We start from the raw sequence: 17,323 nt of genomic DNA on the forward strand, positions 1-17,323 counted from the left end.
CGATAGGGCCGGTGCTGGCACTGCAAAACCATCAGACCAGCACAATCCTCTGGGCTCCCACATCCCGCGCATAGCGCTCCAGCACCTGCCGGCAAACCCCGACCACCTCATCCACCAACGCCACCCCGGTCTGCCAGGCGACGACCAGTTCAAGGCTCGGCGGTGGCTGCAAACCTTCGAGCAGCACCAGCTCGCCGCGGCTCAGCTCTTCACCCACCAGCGCCGGCGGCAACGCACCGATGCCGAAGCCGTCGCGCAGCAGGCGGGTGATCGCCGCCACCGAGTTCACGCAGTTCAGGCGCGGGGCCTGGGCGCCTGCGGCCTGCAGCATGCTGAGCACTTCCTGATGAGGCCGTGAGTTCTTCGAGAAGGTCACGATCCGCTCGCGGGCCAGTTCGGCCAAGGACGCATAATCGCGGTGCTGGGCGGCACCAGCGGCCACCACCCAGCCCATGGGATAGCGTGCCAGGTCCAGGCTGCGGATCGATTGCTCGCGCAGCAGGTCGGTCTGCAGGATTACATCGAGAAAGCCTTTTTGCAGCTGTTCGCGCAAGTTCAGCGCCGTATCGGCGACCAGTTCGATTTCCACCTGGGGGTAGCGCTCGGTCAGCTCCGCCACCAGTGCGCTCATCCAGGTGTGAATCACCGTGTCCATCACGCCAAGGCGAATGCGCCCGACCTTGGCCCGGTCGCTGTCCAGCGACTGCTTCATGGCCTTGGCGGTGTCGAGCATGCGCTCGGCGTACTCCAGCACCTTGGTGCCTTCCGGGGTCAGACTGACGCCACGTGAGTCGCGCAGCAGCAGTTTCACCCCCAGGTCTGCCTCCAGCGCGGCGATGCGGCTGGAGACCGACGCCTGGGTGGTGAACAGTTTTTCGGCAGTGAGGCGAAAGCTCTTGAGCCGGGCGACCCAGACGAAGGTTTCGAGGAAGCGAAGGTTCATGATCAGTTTTTCTTGTTCCAGACCGGCGGTTTTTCTCGTTGGACGCACTTGGCGCGGGCTCTGAACAATGATGGCAGGCCGCGACGCCAGACGTCGCCCATAAAACAATACCAACAAGCCGAGGCAAGCATGAACCCAAGCGGCGTGCAGCAACAGGTGCAATCCCCACCTTCGACCGGGCCGTTCGCCTGGTACCGCGACATCGACACCCAGCAACGGCGCACCTTCTGGAGCTGCAAGATCGGCTATGGCCTGGATGGCATGGACACGCAGATGCTCAGCTTCGTCATCCCCACGCTGATCATGCTGTGGGGCATCAGCACCACCGAAGCCGGGCTGATCCACACCAGCACGCTGATCGCCTCGGCCGTCGGTGGCTGGATCGCCGGCATCCTGTCCGACCGCATCGGCCGGGTGCGTACCCTGCAGCTGACGGTGCTGTGGTTCGCCTTCTTCACCTTCCTCTGCGGCTTCGCCCAGAACTACGAACAACTGCTGATCGCCCGCACCCTGATGGGCTTCGGTTTCGGCGGCGAGTGGACCGCAGGTGCGGTACTGATCGGCGAAGTGATCCGCGCGCAGGACCGTGGCAAGGCAGTCGGCATGGTGCAGTCCGGCTGGGCCCTGGGCTGGGGGCTGACGGCGATCCTCTATGCGCTGCTGTTCTCCTGGCTGCCTGCCGAGCAGGCCTGGCGTGCGCTGTTCCTGCTCGGCCTGGTGCCGGCCATCTTCGTGATCTTCGTTCGCCGCCTGGTCAAGGACCCCGAGGTGTACCGCCAGGCCAAGGCGGTGGAGCAGGTCGAAGCGCCTTCGCACTTCTACGAGATCTTCGCCCCCGGCATGCTCTGGACCACCGTGCGCGCGTCCTTGCTGACCACCGGTGCGCTGGGTGGCTACTACGCCATCACCTCGTGGCTGCCGACCTTCCTCAAGAACGAGCGCGGCCTGAGCGTACTGGGCACCGGCGGCTACCTGGCGATGGTGATCGTCGGCTCTTACGTCGGCTACGTGATCAGCGCGTACCTGTCCGATATCCTCGGGCGCAAGAAGAACTTCATCCTGTTCGCCGTGGGTTCGTTCATCATCGTGCTGCTGTACACGCAGATGCAGGTCAGCGACGACCTGATGCTGTGGCTGGGCTTCCCGCTGGGCTTCTTCGCTTCGGGTATCTTCAGCGGCATGGGGGCGTTTCTCACCGAACTGTTCCCTACCCGCATCCGCGGTTCGGGGCAGGGCTTCTGCTACAACATCGGCAAGGTGATCGCGGCCGTGTTCCCGTTGCTGATCGGCCTGCTCAGCCAGAGCGTGCCGCTGGGCCTGGGGATTGGCGCGTTCTCCGCGGTGTCCTACGGCGTGGTGATCCTGGCGGCCCTGAGCTTGCCGGAAACCTGTGGCAAACAACTCAAGGCGCGCTGAGGCAGGCTCATGAACATCGAAACGGGAACACGCCAGGTCAAACGCCTGCTGCTCAATTGCGACATGGGCGAAAGTTTCGGCAGCTGGCGCATGGGCCGCGACGCCGAAGTGATGCCTTACATCGACTGCGCCAACATCGCCTGCGGCTACCACGCAGGCGACCCCGGCACCATGCGCCGCACCGTGGCCCTGGCGATGCAGCACGGGGTCGTCATCGGCGCGCACCCGGCCTATCCGGACCTGGTCGGCTTCGGTCGCCGCTCCATGGCCTGCAGCGCTGAAGAGATCCGCGACCTGCTGCACTACCAGATCGGCGCCCTGCAGGGCATCTGCAAAGCCCTTGGCGGCCAGGTGGCCTACGTCAAGCCGCACGGTGCGCTGTACAACGACATGATGGCCGACCCGCTCAAGCTGCGCGCCGTGCTCGAAGCCATGGCCGCCTACGACAGCGGCCTGCCGCTGATGCTGATGGCAACCGCCGACAACAGCGCTGCTCAGGCCCTGGGCGATGAGTTCGGCGTACCGCTGTGGTTCGAGGCTTTCGCCGATCGCGCCTACACCGCCAGCGGCCATCTGCAGTCGCGCAGCCTCCCTGGTGCGGTGCATCACGACCCGGCGCTGGTGGTCGAGCAAGCCGTGCGCCTGGCCCGTGGCTATGCGCTGGTAGCAGGCGACGGCAGCGCGGTGCGCCTGCAGGCCAGCACCTTGTGCGTGCACGGTGACAACGACAGTTCGGTGGCGGCGGTGCGGCAGATTCGACAGGCACTCGATGGGCTGGAGCAGGCATGAAGGTACGCATCGAAGTCGTCGCCATCGACAGCCTGATGGTGCGCCTGTTCGACACCATCGACGAAGCCAACATGCCGTGGATACTGGCGGCCAGCCAACGCTTGAGTGCAGCGCTGGGCAAGCACCTGCTGGACCTGGTGCCGTCCTACACCACGCTGATGCTGCAGTTCGACCTGCCACCTGGCGAGGCGAAGGTGCGGATCCTGCAGGCGCTGGAAGGGTTGCAGCCGGACACCGGCAACGCCGGCCGGCGTCATGAGATCCCGGTCTGGTACCACGCCAGTGTCGGCCCTGAGCTGCCCGTGCTGGCAGCGCGCAGCGGCCTGAGCGAGGGCGAGGTGATCCGCCTGCACAGCGAGCGCGACTACCCGGTGTTCGCCCTGGGCTTTGCTCCAGGGTTCGGCTTCATGGGCCTGGTGGACCCGCGGTTGGCCACGCCACGCCTGAGCACCCCGCGCAAGCGCGTGGCGGCGGGCAGCGTGGGCATTGCCGAGCGTCAGACGGCGGCGTACCCGGCGGTCTCGCCCGGCGGCTGGAACCTGATCGGGCGCACGCCGGTGCGCCTGTTCGACCGTGAGCGCGAAGGTTACAGCCTGCTGCAGCCCGGTGATCGGGTGCGCTTCGTGGCAGTTTCCCACGCCGAGTTCCTGGCGTTGGGCGGAGATGACAGTCCGTTGGAGGCTGGTGCATGAAGCAGCTGATGATCGAGGCCAGCACAGCGCTGTGCCAATTGCAGGACGGTGGGCGTTTCGGCGTGCGTCACCTGGGCGTGACCCAGGGCGGGGCGCTGGACTGGGTAGCGATGTACTGGGCCAACTGGCTGCTGGGCAACCCCCTGGATGCACCGGTGATCGAAGTCGCGCTGGGCGGGTTCAGTGTGCTGGCCGAGCAGGACTGTGTGCTGGCCCTGGCCGGTGCAGACCTGGAGGCACGCATCGACGACCAGCCGCTGGCACCCTGGCGCAGTTTTGCCCTGGCCAAAGGGCAGCGGTTGACCTTGAAGCAGCCGAAGCAGGGCGTACGCGCTTACCTCGCGGCGCCCGGCGGGTTCCTCGGTGAGTCGGTGCTGGGCAGTTGTGCCACCGTGGTGCGTGAAGCGCTGGGTGGCATCGATGGGCAGGGGGCTGCGCTGGGCAAAGGGCAGCTGCTGAGTTTCGCGGGTAGCCCGGCGCTGCTGCGCGAGGTGCCCGAGGCCCTGCGGCCGGGTTATCCGCACAAGCCGCTGCTGGATCTGGTCATGGGGGCGCAGATCGGTGATTTCGGCGGCACCAGCCTGTTCGAGGCATTCAACAGTGACTGGACGCTGGACAGCCGGGCTGATCGCATGGGCATCCGTTTGCTGGGGCCGCAGCTGGTCTATCAGGGCGCGCCGATGATCTCCGAAGGGATCCCGCTGGGGGCGGTGCAGGTGCCGCCTGACGGGCAGCCGATCGTGCTGCTCAATGACCGCCAGACCATTGGCGGCTATCCGCGGCTGGGAGCGTTGACGCCGCTTGCGTTGGCGCAGCTGGCGCAGTGCATGCCGGGGGCGGCGGTGCGGTTCAGGGCGGTGGTGCAGGATGAGGCCTGGCAGGGGCAGCAGGCGTACCTTCAGCGCTGGCGGTGACGCTGATGGCCCTATCGCCGGCTTGCCGGCGATAGGGCGACAGACTATTTGGACAGGTAGCGCATCCCTTCTTCCAACCCCTGCAAGGTCAGCGGGTACATCTTGTCCTCGATCAGGTCACGCACCAGGTGGGTCGACGCCGTGTAGTCCCAGGCCTGCTTCGGATACGGGTTGATCCAGATGATCTTCCTGAACTTCTCCATGAAGCGCTGCATCCACACGTAGCCTGCTTCTTCGTTCCAGTGCTCCACGCTGCCACCCGGCTGGGTGATCTCGTAGGGCGCCATGGCCGCATCGCCGACGAACACCACCTTGTAGTCGTCGCCATACTTGTGCAGCAGGTCGAACGTGGAATACCGCTCCGAGGTACGGCGCAGGTTGTTCTTCCACACCGACTCGTAGACGAAGTTGTGGAAGTAGTAGTACTCCAGGTGCTTGAACTCGGTCTTGCAGGCCGAGAACAGCTCTTCGCAGACCTTGACGTGGGCGTCCATCGAACCGCCGATGTCGAACAGCAACAGCAGCTTCACCGTGTTGCGCCGCTCCGGGCGCATCTGGATGTTCAGCAGCCCGGCATCGCGAGCGGTGTGGTCGATGGTGCCGTCGATGTCCAGCTCCTCGGCGGCGCCTTCGCGGGCGAACTTGCGCAGCCGGCGCAGGGCCAGCTTGATGTTGCGCGTGCCCAGTTCGACCTGGTCGTCGAGGTTCTTGTACTCGCGCTGGTCCCACACCTTGACCGCCTTGCCCTGGCGCTTGCCGGCCTCGCCGACGCGGATGCCTTCGGGGTTGAAACCGCCCGAACCGAACGGGCTGGTGCCACCGGTGCCGATCCACTTGTTGCCGCCGGCATGACGTTCCTTCTGTTCTTCGAGGCGTTTCTTGAACTCCTCGATCAGCTTGTCCAGGCCGCCCAGGGACTGGATCTGGGCGCGCTCTTCATCGGTCAGCGAGCGCTCGAATTCCTTGCGCAGCCAGTCTTCGGGGATCAGCGCTTCGAGGTGCTGGTCAAGGTTTTCCAAGCCCTTGAAGTAGGCCGAGAACGCACGGTCGAACTTGTCGAAATGGCGCTCGTCCTTCACCAGGATGGCCCGGGCCAGGTAGTAGAACTCGTCCATGTCGGCGAACACCACGCGCTTTTGCAGGGCGTTCAGCAGGTCGAGCAGTTCACGTACCGACACCGGCACCTTGGCCGCGCGCATTTCATTGAACAGGTTGAGCAGCATGGCCGGCTCCTGTCAGCGGTTGCCGCGCCGGCTCATGAAGGCCAGGCGTTCGAGCAGCTGCACGTCCTGCTCGTTCTTCACCAGGGCGCCAGCCAGCGGTGGAATGGCCTTGGTCGGATCGCGCTCGCGCAGTACCGCTTCGCCGATGTTGTCGGCCATCAGCAGCTTGAGCCAGTCGACCAGCTCGGAGGTGGACGGCTTTTTCTTCAGGCCCGGCACCTTGCGCACGTCGAAAAACACGTCCAGCGCCTCGCTGACCAGCGATTGCTTGATGTTCGGGTAGTGCACATCGACGATCTGCTGCAGGGTGTTGCGGTCGGGGAAGGCGATGTAGTGGAAGAAGCAACGGCGCAGGAAGGCGTCGGGCAGCTCTTTTTCGTTGTTCGAGGTGATGATGATGATCGGGCGCTGCCTGGCCTTGATGGTCTCGTCGATTTCGTAGACGTAGAACTCCATCTTGTCGAGTTCCTGCAGCAGGTCGTTGGGGAACTCGATGTCGGCCTTGTCGATCTCGTCGATCAGCAGGATGACCCGCTCCTCGGCCTCGAAGGCTTCCCACAGCTTGCCTTTCTTCAGGTAGTTGCGCACGTCGTGGACCTTGTCCACGCCCAGCTGCGAGTCGCGCAGACGGCTGACTGCATCGTATTCGTAGAGGCCCTGGTGGGCCTTGGTGGTGGACTTGATGTGCCAGGTGATCAGGCGGGCGCCGAAGGAGGCGGCGAGCTGTTCGGCCAGCATGGTCTTGCCGGTGCCGGGTTCGCCCTTGACCAGCAGCGGGCGTTCGAGGGTGATGGCCGCGTTGACCGCCAGTTTCAAGTCGTCTGTGGCGACATAGTCGCGGGTGCCTTCGAACTTCATCGGGAGTGTCCTCTGCGGGGGCTGCTCTGGCCCTATCGCCGGCAAGCCGGCTGCCACAGGTAGTGTGGAGATCCTGTGGGAGCCGGCTTGCCGGCGATAGGGCAGCACATGTTTGTCGTTTGTCAGCGACTATACCCCGCCCCCTGACGCGTGGAAACGCAGACCGGGTATTCAGTCCCTGAATGGCCCGTCACACCCGCTCAGTCGGAATCGGGCGCCGACTGCTCATAGCGTGCATTGAACGCCTGGATGAACCCGTTGCGCAGGATCTGCAAAAACGCCTCGAAGGCGCTGATGTCCTGCTTGTGTACGCTACCGCTGAGTTCCACGCGGGTGGCGAACTGGTTCTTCGGCTGGTTCTTCAGCACCGTTTCGCTGGCGCCCACCAACGCTTCCCATATGGATCGGAACAAGCCCTTGTTCTTGTTCTCGACGTCCTGTTGCCAGTTGAAGACATCGACATCGCGCAGCAGTGGCTTGATGTAGCCATTGAGCCGACCGTCCTGCGCCTGGGCCTCGATCACCAGGTCACCGTGCCCGGCGTTGAAATCGAACTTGCCGTAAGCGCTGGCGAAATCGTTGAGCCGGCGCAGCTCGATACCCGTGGCGCGCAGGCGGAACTGGAAATCGTCGAAGTCGCTGAACGGGTCGAAGGTGGCGCGGCTCTCGACCTTGGCGTCGCCGAGCATCAGCGCCTTGGCCTCGAAGCTGGCGTCACGACGGCCTTTCTTGTCGCGCACATTGGTCAGGTTGCGGATGCTGGCATCCAGCTGGGTGGCCTTGAGGTCGACGGGTGGTTTGGAGGTGAAGTTGCGAAAGGTCAGCGTGCCGTTCTCGATGCGCACTTCGTTGAGGGTGATGGGCAGCAGTTTTTCCAGCTGTTGGCGCCAGTCCGTGCCCTGGCCGGTCTGCGAGGCCTGCTTGCTGCCACCGTCGACGAAGTTGAGCACGGGGCGCACGAAGGTGACCTCGGCCACCACGGCGCGGTCATACCACAGCGAATGCCAGCTCACCGACAGGTCGATCAAGGGGGCGTCGAGCAGTGGTACCGGCACCTTGCCGCTGGTCTTGACGATCTTCAGCCCATTGATCTGGTAGGCGCCGCGCCACCAGGCGAGGTCCACGTCGGCGACCTGGCCGCGGTACTCACCCATGTCGGCCAGTCGGTCGTTGAGGTAGTCGCGCACCAGGTAAGGCAGCGCCAGGTGCAGCGCCACCAGCAGCACGACCAGGCTGGCGAGGCCGAGCAGCGGCCAGCGGTAGCGGGCGTTCATCGAAGGCTCTCCGGGGCGGGTTGCACGGTTGACCACAGGCGCAGTCGGGGAGTTCGAACAGGCTTTACTGGCTGCAACGGCAGGCTTACCCTTTAAGTCTTTCCCTGCTATTTCATGCCAAGGAACCTGTCATGAGCCGTATCTACGCAGACAACGCCCATTCCATCGGCAACACGCCGCTGGTGCAGATCAACCGCATCGCCCCGCGTGGGGTGACCATCCTGGCCAAGATCGAAGGGCGCAACCCCGGTTATTCGGTGAAGTGCCGGATCGGCGCGAACATGGTCTGGGACGCCGAAAGCAGCGGCAAGTTGAAGCCGGGCATGACCATCGTCGAGCCTACCTCGGGCAATACCGGGATTGGCCTGGCCTTTGTCGCCGCCGCGCGCGGCTACAAGCTGATCCTGACCATGCCGGCATCGATGAGCCTGGAGCGGCGCAAGGTGCTCAAGGCCCTCGGCGCCGAACTGGTGCTGACCGAGCCGGCCAAGGGCATGAAGGGCGCGATCGAGAAGGCCAACGAGATCGTCGCATCGGACCCTGAGCAGTACTTCCTGCCTGGGCAGTTCGACAACCCGGCCAACCCGGCCATCCATGAAAAGACCACCGGCCCGGAAATCTGGAACGACACCGACGGTGCGGTCGATGTGCTGGTGGCCGGTGTCGGCACCGGCGGCACCATCACCGGCGTATCGCGCTACATCAAGCACACCCAGGGCAAGTCGATCCTGTCGGTGGCGGTGGAACCTGTGGCCTCGCCGCTGATCAGCCAGACCCTGGCCGGCGAAGAGCTCAAGCCCAGCCCGCACAAGATCCAGGGCATCGGTGCCGGCTTCGTGCCGAAGAACCTTGACCTGTCGATCGTCGACCAGGTCGAGACGGTGACCGACGAAGAATCCAAGGCCATGGCCATTCGTCTGATGCAGGAAGAGGGCATCCTCTGTGGCATTTCCTGTGGCGCGGCAATGGCAGCGGCGGTGCGTTTGGCCGAGAAGCCGGAGATGCAGGGCAAGACCATCGTGGTGATCCTGCCGGACTCTGGTGAACGCTACCTGTCGAGCATGCTGTTCAGTGACCTGTTCAGCGAGCAGGAAAACCAGCAGTAAGCCGGCAGGTTTGTTGCAGAATCCTCAACAGTGAGATGCCGCTCGGGCGGTTTTCTCACTGGGCGGGATGTGTTTATGATGGCAGGATGATTTTCCGGAAGCAGGCAGCGCGGGCCTGCTTCTTTTCAAAGGAGTGTTGCATGACCTATTCATTCGCCGCCAAGGCAGGTTTCTTGTTGGTGTTCTTCGGCAGTGTGCTGTTCGTGCACTTGCGCGGCAAGGCGCGCCTGCCAATGTTGCGTCAGTTCGTCAACCACTCGGCGCTGTTCGCTCCCTACAACAGCCTGATGTACCTGTTCTCCGGCGTGCCGTCCAAGCCGTACCTGGACCGCCAGCGTTTTCCGGAGCTGGATGTGCTCAAGGACAACTGGCAGGTGATTCGCGAAGAGGCGATGCACCTGTTCGACGAGGGCTATATCCGTGCCGCAGCGAAGGACAACGATGCCGGCTTCGGTTCGTTCTTCAAGAAGGGCTGGAAGCGCTTCTACCTGAAGTGGTACGACAAGCCGCTGCCGTCGGCCGAGGCGCTGTGCCCGAAGACCGTCGAACTGGTCAGCCGCATACCCAACGTCAAGGGCGCGATGTTCGCCTTGCTGCCCGGCGGCAGCCACCTGAACCCGCACCGCGACCCGTTCGCGGGCTCGTTGCGCTACCACCTGGGCTTGTCGACGCCGAACTCCGACGCCTGCCGCATCTACGTCGATGGCCAGGTCTACGCCTGGCGTGACGGCGAGGATGTGATGTTCGATGAAACCTACGTGCATTGGGTGAAGAACGAAACCGACGTTACCCGGGTGATCCTGTTCTGCGACATCGAGCGCCCGCTGAGCAACCCGCTGATGACCCGCATCAACCGCAAGGTCAGTGCCTTCCTCGGCCGCGCCACCGCGCCGCAGAACACTGATGACGAGCGCGTAGGCGGGATCAACCAGGCGTATGCCTGGAGCAAGCGCTTCAGCAGCCGGATCAGCACCCATGTGAAGCAGTTCAAGCGTGCCAATCCGAAGGCCTACCGCGTGCTGCGGCCGGTGCTGGCGGCAGTGGTCGCTTATCTGTTGTATCACTGGTTGTTCTGAACGATCTACGCTGCCTGTTCTGGCCCTATCGCCGGCAAGCCGGCTATTGCGCAGCATTCAATGTGGGAGCCGGCTTGCCGGCGATAGGGGCACCCCAAGGGGCAGCTATTGCCCACCACCCGATTCACCGCTATATTCCAGACCACTCACTTCCTCGAAGACCCTGTTCATGCAAGCCAGCCCTTCCACCACATGCTTTGCCATCGCGCCAGTCGCGGGCATGGTCGTGCGTGGCAGCCAGCAGCCGGTCATGATCAGTCATTACCCACCACCTGTCAGTGGCGTCGTCGGCGGCGTAGCTCCGCCTCGCTGCGTGGTCGTGCTGGGCTGATCGGCTTCTGGCCGCATCCCTTCGCACACGCAACCTACTGAACACGGTCGGCTACTTCCCTTACTGAAGCACACGCCCACCGTTCGGCTCATTTGCCCGAATACAGGTGCATACATGTCTATCCTTACCAAAGCATCCGTGGCCTCGGCGGCCACCACCAGCCTGTTCGTCCTGCTGTGGAGCAGCGGCGCCATCGTCTCGAAACTCGGCCTTGCCCACGCCAGTCCCTTCGCCTTCCTGCTGTTGCGCTCGGCGCTGGCACTCACCGGTTTGCTGCTGATCGGCCCGTTGCTGGGCCTGCGCTGGCCGCGCACCCGGGGGGCTATCCTGCGGGCCCTGGGTACCGGCTGCGTGCTGCTCGGCGCCTACCAGATCTTCTACCTGCTGGCGCTCAATACCCATGTCACCCCTGGCGTCATGGCCACGGTAATGGGCGTGCAACCCATCCTTACCGTGGTGCTGATGGAACGCCAGCGCTCGTGGAGCCGGCTGTTCGGGCTGGGCCTGGGGCTGGGTGGGCTGGTGATGGTGGTCTACCAGGGCATCAACCTGGGCGGCGTGTCGCTGCTTGGCATGCTGTTCGCCTTGCTGGCACTGGCCAGCATGACCTTTGGTTCGATCCTGCAGAAACGCATCACCGACAACCCCATGGGCACGCTGCCGCTGCAGTATCTGGCAGGCTTTGCCATGTGCGCGGTGTTCGCGCCGCTGCAACCGCTGCAGGTGGACTGGACCGGCGGCTTTGTCGGCGCGCTGCTGTGGATGGGCCTGGTGGTTTCGCTGCTGGCGACCCTGCTGCTGTACCGGCTGATCGCCAAGGGCAACCTGGTCAACGTCACCAGCCTGTTCTACCTGGTGCCGGCGGTGACCGCGGTGATGGATTTTCTGATCTTCGGTAATCGCCTGGCCCTGCTCAGCCTGCTGGGCATGGGGCTGATCGTGGTCGGTCTGCTGTTCGTGTTCCGCAAGCCGGCGGCGCAGATGGCCGAAGCGTAGCGCTCTAGCGGAACTCTTCGGGGATGGTGTGGCGCAGCACGCCCTCCTCGAAGTCGAGGGTGCCGGCTTCACGTTGGGTCAGCAGGTAGTAGAGGAGGGTGTCGAGTGAGCGCGCAGGCGGGACCTCGACGGCAAGCATCCTGACGGCCTTTTCGACCTGGCTGGGGCAGCCGAAATCCTCGAGTGCCGCGCGTACCTGTTCAAGGTCGCCTGCGGCTTTGACCAAAATTCGGAACACCGATGCGCCGCCACTGAGCTGCAAGCTTTCAAACCAGTATTGCTCGCCGTCTTGGCGGATGCTGATGGTATCGCCGGGGGCGATGCCGTAGGCATAGAAAGGGATGCTGTCGACCTGGTAACCGGCTGCGGTGGGTTTTGCCCAGAGGCCTTCGACCGAGGCGGGTGGGTAGCCTTGGGCATCCTGCTCCAGGCGCCAGAGCACGATCTTGTAGGCAGGGGGGGGCTCGGGGGGCATGGGGCATTACGTGTCAGAAGGGCTGCCTATCGTAATGCGCTTTGCTTGTGTTGTCTGTACTGGCCTCATCGCCGGCTTGCCGGCGATCGGGCTGCACAGCAGCCCCTGCGATCCATCAGGCACTACGCCGCGCAGGCTTGAGCACCAGCCACAGCGCCGCAGCAATCAGCAACCCGCCATACAGGTGCCCCATCGACAGCGGCTCATCCAGCAGCCATGCGCCCCACAGCACGCCGAACACCGGAATCAGGAACGTCACGGTGCTGGCCTTGACCGGCCCGATCTCGGCCAGCAGGCGGAAGTACAGGATGTAGGCGAAAGCGGTGCACAACAGCCCCAGGCCCAGCAGTGACATCCACACCTGCCAGCCGCCCCAGGTGGCGGGGGGCTGGGTCAGTGCGCTCCAGGCGAACAGCGGGGTCATCATCAGCGTGGCGCCGAGCATGCTGCCCAGAGCCGAGAGACGGCTGTCCAGGCCACTGATCCAGCGCCGGGCGAGGAACCCGGCAAAGCCGTAGCAGGTGGTCGCCGCCAGGCAGGCCAGGGCGCCTTGCAGCAACGCCATGTCCACGGCCACCGGGCCGGCGCCGCTGAGGATGCCGACGCCGAACAGGCCCAGGAAGATGCCGCACAGTTTTGCCGGTGTCATCGCCTCGCGGAAGAACAACGCGCCGATCAACACGCCCATCAGCGGCGTGGTGGCGTTGAAGATCGCCGAATAGCCCGCCGGCAGCACCTGCGCCGCCACCGAATAGAAGGTGGCCGGGATTCCCGAGTTGATCATGCCCAGCACCAGGCAGGCGCCGAGCTTGCCTTCGAGGTTCCAGCGCACCCGCGCGGCGGCGAGGATGGCGATCAGGCCCAGGCAGGCGATCGACACGCGGAAGAAGGCGGTGGGTACGGTGCCCAGTTCGGGGGCAATGATGCGCATGAACAGGAAGCTCGCCCCCCAGACGGCGGCAAGGGTCAGCAGGCGGGTCAGGGCGATGGGGCTCATAGCGGTCTTCAGGTACGAGGCAGGGCGCGAGTGTACGCGACGCGGGAGTGTGGTTTCTTGTGCTTTCTTGCGGTGTGAATCTGTTCCGGCGATAGGGCCGGTACCGGCACCGCAAAACGCCAAGGGCGACTAAGCTGTCTATCTCACCCCCTCAGCGAGGTGTCTCGCATGACCGAGCACTGGCCTGCCGGCGAAATCGCCCGGATGATCCTCGACGGCTTCGACGACTACCGCGAGCACTTTCGTCGCATCACCCTCGGCGCCCGCGAGCGCTTCGAGCAGGCGCGCTGGCAGGACAGCCAGCGAGCGGCGGCGGCGCGCATCAACCTCTACGAGCGCAAGGTCGGCGAGGTCAATGGCTGGTTGCGCGATGGCTTCGAGGACGAGGTGTTGCTGCAGGTCGAACAATGGCCGCTGGTCAAGAGTGCCTATATCAGCCTGATCGACCCGCGGCTGGACGATGAACTGTCGGAGACCTGGTACAACTCGTTGTTCTGCAGCCTGTTCAGCCATGACCAGATCAGCGATGGCTGCATGTTCATCCACACCACGCGGCCTTCGCTGCGCGGCCATGAACGCGCAGCGCAAACGCGTACCTATCGCCTCGACGGCAGTCTCAACGGCCTGTTGCAAGCCATCTTCGCCGACCATGCGTTCGACTATGGAGACCTTGAGGCCGACCTGTCGCGCCTCGAATTGCAACTGCGCGAGAGCCTGCCGGACTGGGTGTGCAAGGACCCGGCGCTGGCCGTGGAGCTGTTCGTGCCGGTGCTGTACCGCAACAAGGGCGCCTACCTGGTCGGTCGCTTGTACAACGCCGACGAGCAGTGGCCGTTGGTGATTCCGTTGCTGCACCGCGAGGGCCATGGCATCGAGGCCGACGCGCTGATCACCGACGAGGCCGAAGTGTCGATCATCTTCTCCTTCACCCGCTCGTACTTCATGGTCGATGTGCCGGTGCCGGCGGAGTTCGTCAACTTCCTCAAGCGCATCCTGCCGGGCAAGCACATTGCCGAGCTGTACACCTCGATCGGCTTCTACAAGCACGGCAAGTCGGAATTCTATCGGGCGCTGATCAACCACCTGGCCAACAGCGAAGACCGTTTCGTGATGGCGCCCGGTGTCCGCGGGATGGTCATGAGCGTGTTCACCCTGCCGGGCTTCAACACCGTGTTCAAAATCATCAAGGACCGCTTCTCGCCGTCGAAAACCGTCGACCGTGCCACGGTGATCGACAAGTACCGCCTGGTGAAGAGTGTCGACCGGGTAGGGCGCCTGGCCGATACCCAGGAGTTCGCCGATTTTCGTTTTCCACGCGGCAAGTTCGAGCCCGAGTGCCTGGCTGAACTGCTGGAAGTGGCACCGTCCACCGTGGCCCTGGAAGGCGACACGGTGTTGATCCGCCACTGCTGGACCGAACGGCGCATGGTGCCGCTCAACCTGTACCTGGAGCAGGCCAGCGAAGCCCAGGTGCTCGAAGCACTGGAGGATTATGGGCTGGCCATCAAGCAGCTGGCGGCGGCGAACATCTTTCCGGGTGACATGCTGCTCAAGAATTTCGGCGTCACCCGGCATGGCCGGGTGGTGTTCTACGACTATGACGAGATCAGCTTCCTGACCGAGGTCAATTTCCGCCACATTCCACCGCCGCGCTACCCGGAGGACGAGATGTCGGGTGAGCCGTGGTACTCGATCGGGCCGCACGATGTGTTTCCCGAGGAGTTTCCGCCGTTCCTGTTCGCCGATATCGGCCAGCGGCGGCTGTTCAGCCGCTTGCATGGGGAGCTGTATGACGCCGATTACTGGAAAGGGCTGCAGGCGGCGATCCGGGACGGGAAGGTGATCGATGTGTTTCCGTATCGGCGCAAAGGGCGATGATTTTTGCTTGGCTGGGCTGGCCCTATCGCCGGCAAGCCGGCTCCTACAAGGTACTGCGAGAGGGCCGGGCCTGATCAACCCTTCATGCACTTGAGTTCACTGAAATCGGTACGCACCTTGGCCAGCTGTTCCTCCAGGTGCCGGCGCTGCGCCGGGGTGCTCTGGTGCAGCAGGTCGATAAGCAGGCTGCGCGCCTGCTGCTCGCTGTTCTGGGAGGCGATGCGGTACTCCGGCGTCCACAGGCTTTCCTTGCGTTGCAGCAGTTGCGCCAGCCGCGGCTCGAAGCTTTCGTCGGTGCGCTGGTTCATGGCCAGCAGCAACTGCTGCTGCCAATGGGCGCGGTTGGCGATCGACTGACGGTTCTGGTCGCCCAACGCCTGTGACCAGCTCAATACCCTCAGGCGCTGGGCGGCGGTAAGCTCGCCGAACCACGGAACAAGGCGTTTTTCCATGCGCTCGGCGCGACGGGCAATCTGCTTGGGCAAGGGCGTATCGGCGTACAGTTTCTGACGTTCGCTGATGTCCTCACGGAAGGCTTCGCGCATTTTCGCGACTTGGGCATCGTCCATGCCGCGCAGCAGTTCGGTGGCCGAAGGGGTGATCTGTTCGGCGACGCGGCTTATGGCCTGGCGGGCCTCGGTCGTGCGCTGCTGCAGGGCCTGGTCGGTCACCTGGTCCTCGGCGACCATGTCGCGCACCCGGTCCAGCCAGTCGAGGTAGCCGGGCAGTTGGGTCTGGCAATGCCAGGCCAGGTGCTGCTTGAGCCGTTCGTCGAGCAATGTCTTCTGCTCGCGGTTCATGGCCAGGTACTCACCCAGTGACCACGGCACCAGCCGGTCGAGGTTGCGATAGGCCAGGTCGATGCGGCTGCACGCCGCCAGTACCAAGGCGAAGCCGAGGGTGATGAGCAGGACTTTGGACAGGCGTAGAGGCATGTGCTGATCCTTGCAGTGGCTGGCCACTCGGTAGACGCAAGGGCCACGCGACGGTTCCGCCGAATCAGCGGTGGGGCAGCGCGCGGGCTTCAGGTGTAGAATAGCCGCCTTGTCTTGAGGAACATCGGAAATGGCTCTGCTTGGGCGTTACAACAGTTTGCAAATCGTGAAACACGTGGACTTCGGCCTGTATCTGGATGGCGGCGCCGACGGCGAAATCCTGCTGCCCGGGCGCTACATCCCGAAGGACGCGGAAACCGAGGTCGACGACTGGTTGAACGTGTTCATCTACCTGGACAGCGAAGACCAGTTGATCGCCACCACCGAAAAGCCCAAGGTCCAGGTCGGCGAGTTCGCCAGCCTCAAGGTCAAGGACATCAACGGTGCGGGCATCTTCCTCGACTGGGGCCTGTCCAAGGACCTGCTGATGCCGTATTCGGAAGAGGCGCGTCCGCTGAAGGTCGGCGACTACTGCGTGGTGCACGTCTACCTCGACAAGCGCACCCGGCGCATCACCGCCACTTCACGCCTGGACCGCTACCTGGACCGCACCCCGGCCGACTACCCGATTGGCCAGCCGGTGGAACTGCTGGTGGCCGGGCAGACGCCCATGGGCTTCAAGGCGATCATCAACAACCGCCACTGGGGCCTGATCCACAAGAACGAAGTGTTCAAGTTCCTGCGATCGGGCATGCACGAGAAGGGTTACATCAAGGAAGTGCGCCACGACGGCAAGATTGCTTTGAGCCTGCAGCCGGTCGGCCAGGCGCTGGCTGAAGGCCTGCATGAGCAGATCATGGCGCGCCTGGAAGCCGAAGGCGGTGTGTTGCCGGTGTGCGACAAGAGCGACCCGGAAGTGATCAGCCGCATGTTCAATGTCAGCAAGGGCAACTTCAAGAAGGCCATTGGTGCGTTGTTCAAGCAGGGCCGCATCGTCATCCATGACGATCGCATCGAGCGGGCCTGATATCAGGCCTGCACGAAGGTTCTGAAGTCGAGCTGCTCGCCACCCGGACGGGTGTCGCGCAGCAGCGAATCGCGATCGGCGCTCAGCGCCAGGCTGATGGTCGAGCGGCGCTTGCCAGGGTTGCGCACTTCCATCTGCTCTTGATGGGCCCTGAGGAAGTTGGTGGGTACCTTCAAGTGCTGCAGTTCGTCGGATTCGGGGGTGTGCAGCAGCAGGTTTACCCAGTCCGGCTGGCCTTTGCGCAGAAGCGCCACGGGCACTTCGAACCACCACAGGTTGCGCTTGCGGTCGAGGATGGCGAACAGCGTGTTGGCGCTGGTGAGCACCGGGTTGGCCAGCGCCTGGTTGCGACGGGCGATGGCGGCGGGTTTGTCGAGTTTCATGCAGGTTCCTGCGGGTTGACGCTTGATTAGGGCTGCATTGTGAGGGGTCGCGGGTAGTGGGGCAAGGTTT

General features: G+C 63.9%; 18 protein-coding genes. 10 read left to right on the forward strand and 8 right to left on the reverse strand.

What is annotated here, in order from left to right; genetic code table 11:
* Positions 1-31: 31 nt before the first annotated feature.
* Positions 32-943, reverse strand: a complete 912-nt coding sequence (locus PPL01S_RS20285; RefSeq protein ID WP_016391891.1) for a LysR family transcriptional regulator — start codon at positions 941-943, stop codon at positions 32-34.
* 129 nt (positions 944-1,072) lie between these two features.
* Here PPL01S_RS20285 and PPL01S_RS20290 point away from each other — a divergent pair, with 129 nt between their 5' ends.
* Genes PPL01S_RS20290 through PPL01S_RS20305 form a run of 4 tightly spaced genes read left to right on the forward strand, consistent with a single transcriptional unit; the run spans position 1,073 to position 4,754 of the window.
* Complete coding sequence (locus tag PPL01S_RS20290; protein WP_028625179.1) at positions 1,073-2,359, forward strand: MFS transporter; 1,287 nt, start codon at positions 1,073-1,075, stop codon at positions 2,357-2,359.
* 9 nt (positions 2,360-2,368) lie between these two features.
* Positions 2,369-3,148: a 5-oxoprolinase subunit PxpA gene (locus PPL01S_RS20295; protein ID WP_016391889.1), complete on the forward strand. Its 780-nt coding sequence runs from the start codon at positions 2,369-2,371 to the stop codon at positions 3,146-3,148.
* The gene (gene pxpB / locus PPL01S_RS20300; RefSeq protein WP_016391888.1) at positions 3,145-3,840 is read left to right on the forward strand and encodes a 5-oxoprolinase subunit PxpB; all 696 of its coding nucleotides are present in this window, start codon (positions 3,145-3,147) and stop codon (positions 3,838-3,840) included. Before PPL01S_RS20295 ends, pxpB begins: the two co-directional genes overlap by 4 nt.
* The gene (locus PPL01S_RS20305) at positions 3,837-4,754 is read left to right on the forward strand and encodes a 5-oxoprolinase subunit C family protein (protein ID WP_016391887.1); all 918 of its coding nucleotides are present in this window, start codon (positions 3,837-3,839) and stop codon (positions 4,752-4,754) included. The genes pxpB and PPL01S_RS20305 overlap by 4 nt, the downstream gene beginning before the upstream one ends.
* A 44-nt stretch (positions 4,755-4,798) precedes the next feature.
* Here the strand turns inward: PPL01S_RS20305 and PPL01S_RS20310 are convergent, their stop codons facing one another.
* The 3 genes from PPL01S_RS20310 to PPL01S_RS20320 all read right to left on the reverse strand — a co-directional run bounded on the left by PPL01S_RS20310 (position 4,799) and on the right by PPL01S_RS20320 (position 8,109).
* Positions 4,799-5,977, reverse strand: a complete 1,179-nt coding sequence (locus tag PPL01S_RS20310) for a vWA domain-containing protein (protein ID WP_016391886.1) — start codon at positions 5,975-5,977, stop codon at positions 4,799-4,801.
* 12 nt (positions 5,978-5,989) lie between these two features.
* Positions 5,990-6,835 (reverse strand): AAA family ATPase, encoded by an 846-nt coding sequence (locus PPL01S_RS20315; RefSeq protein ID WP_008093435.1) that lies wholly within the window; start codon positions 6,833-6,835, stop codon positions 5,990-5,992.
* A gap of 200 nt (positions 6,836-7,035) precedes the next feature.
* Positions 7,036-8,109 (reverse strand): DUF748 domain-containing protein, encoded by a 1,074-nt coding sequence (locus tag PPL01S_RS20320; protein WP_028625178.1) that lies wholly within the window; start codon positions 8,107-8,109, stop codon positions 7,036-7,038.
* Positions 8,110-8,240: 131 nt separating this feature from the next.
* On the opposite strand from PPL01S_RS20320, the gene cysK reads away from it, so the two are divergent.
* The 4 genes from cysK (at position 8,241) to PPL01S_RS20335 (ending at position 11,618) form a co-directional block, all read left to right on the forward strand.
* Positions 8,241-9,215 (forward strand): cysteine synthase A, encoded by a 975-nt coding sequence (gene cysK / locus PPL01S_RS20325; RefSeq protein ID WP_016391884.1) that lies wholly within the window; start codon positions 8,241-8,243, stop codon positions 9,213-9,215.
* Between the two features lie 140 nt (positions 9,216-9,355).
* The gene (locus tag PPL01S_RS20330) at positions 9,356-10,291 is read left to right on the forward strand and encodes an aspartyl/asparaginyl beta-hydroxylase domain-containing protein (RefSeq protein WP_016391883.1); all 936 of its coding nucleotides are present in this window, start codon (positions 9,356-9,358) and stop codon (positions 10,289-10,291) included.
* A gap of 169 nt (positions 10,292-10,460) precedes the next feature.
* Positions 10,461-10,622: a hypothetical protein gene (locus PPL01S_RS25440; protein WP_016391882.1), complete on the forward strand. Its 162-nt coding sequence runs from the start codon at positions 10,461-10,463 to the stop codon at positions 10,620-10,622.
* 114 nt (positions 10,623-10,736) lie between these two features.
* Positions 10,737-11,618 (forward strand): DMT family transporter, encoded by an 882-nt coding sequence (locus tag PPL01S_RS20335; protein WP_028625177.1) that lies wholly within the window; start codon positions 10,737-10,739, stop codon positions 11,616-11,618.
* A gap of 4 nt (positions 11,619-11,622) precedes the next feature.
* Here the strand turns inward: PPL01S_RS20335 and PPL01S_RS20340 are convergent, their stop codons facing one another.
* A complete protein-coding gene (locus tag PPL01S_RS20340) occupies positions 11,623-12,093 on the reverse strand; it encodes a DUF4265 domain-containing protein (RefSeq protein WP_016391880.1) in 471 nt (156 codons plus the stop codon).
* Positions 12,094-12,208: 115 nt separating this feature from the next.
* Positions 12,209-13,090, reverse strand: a complete 882-nt coding sequence (locus PPL01S_RS20345; RefSeq protein WP_016391879.1) for a DMT family transporter — start codon at positions 13,088-13,090, stop codon at positions 12,209-12,211.
* A gap of 168 nt (positions 13,091-13,258) precedes the next feature.
* On the opposite strand from PPL01S_RS20345, the gene aceK reads away from it, so the two are divergent.
* Positions 13,259-14,968, forward strand: coding sequence for a bifunctional isocitrate dehydrogenase kinase/phosphatase (aceK, locus tag PPL01S_RS20350; RefSeq protein ID WP_028625176.1), 1,710 nt, complete (start codon positions 13,259-13,261; stop codon positions 14,966-14,968).
* A 74-nt stretch (positions 14,969-15,042) separates the two neighbouring features.
* On the opposite strand, the gene PPL01S_RS20355 is transcribed toward aceK, so the two are convergent.
* Entirely contained in the window at positions 15,043-15,903 is an 861-nt protein-coding gene (locus PPL01S_RS20355) for a DUF6279 family lipoprotein (protein WP_016391877.1), read from the reverse strand.
* A 130-nt stretch (positions 15,904-16,033) separates the two neighbouring features.
* Between PPL01S_RS20355 and PPL01S_RS20360 the strand changes: the two genes are divergently transcribed.
* Positions 16,034-16,870, forward strand: coding sequence for a CvfB family protein (locus tag PPL01S_RS20360; protein ID WP_016391876.1), 837 nt, complete (start codon positions 16,034-16,036; stop codon positions 16,868-16,870).
* A gap of 2 nt (positions 16,871-16,872) precedes the next feature.
* Here the strand turns inward: PPL01S_RS20360 and PPL01S_RS20365 are convergent, their stop codons facing one another.
* The gene (locus PPL01S_RS20365; RefSeq protein WP_016391875.1) at positions 16,873-17,253 is read right to left on the reverse strand and encodes a hypothetical protein; all 381 of its coding nucleotides are present in this window, start codon (positions 17,251-17,253) and stop codon (positions 16,873-16,875) included.
* Positions 17,254-17,323 lie beyond the last annotated feature (70 nt).

This window comes from Pseudomonas plecoglossicida NBRC 103162 = DSM 15088 (genome assembly GCF_000730665.1).
GTDB lineage: Bacteria > Pseudomonadota > Gammaproteobacteria > Pseudomonadales > Pseudomonadaceae > Aquipseudomonas > Aquipseudomonas plecoglossicida.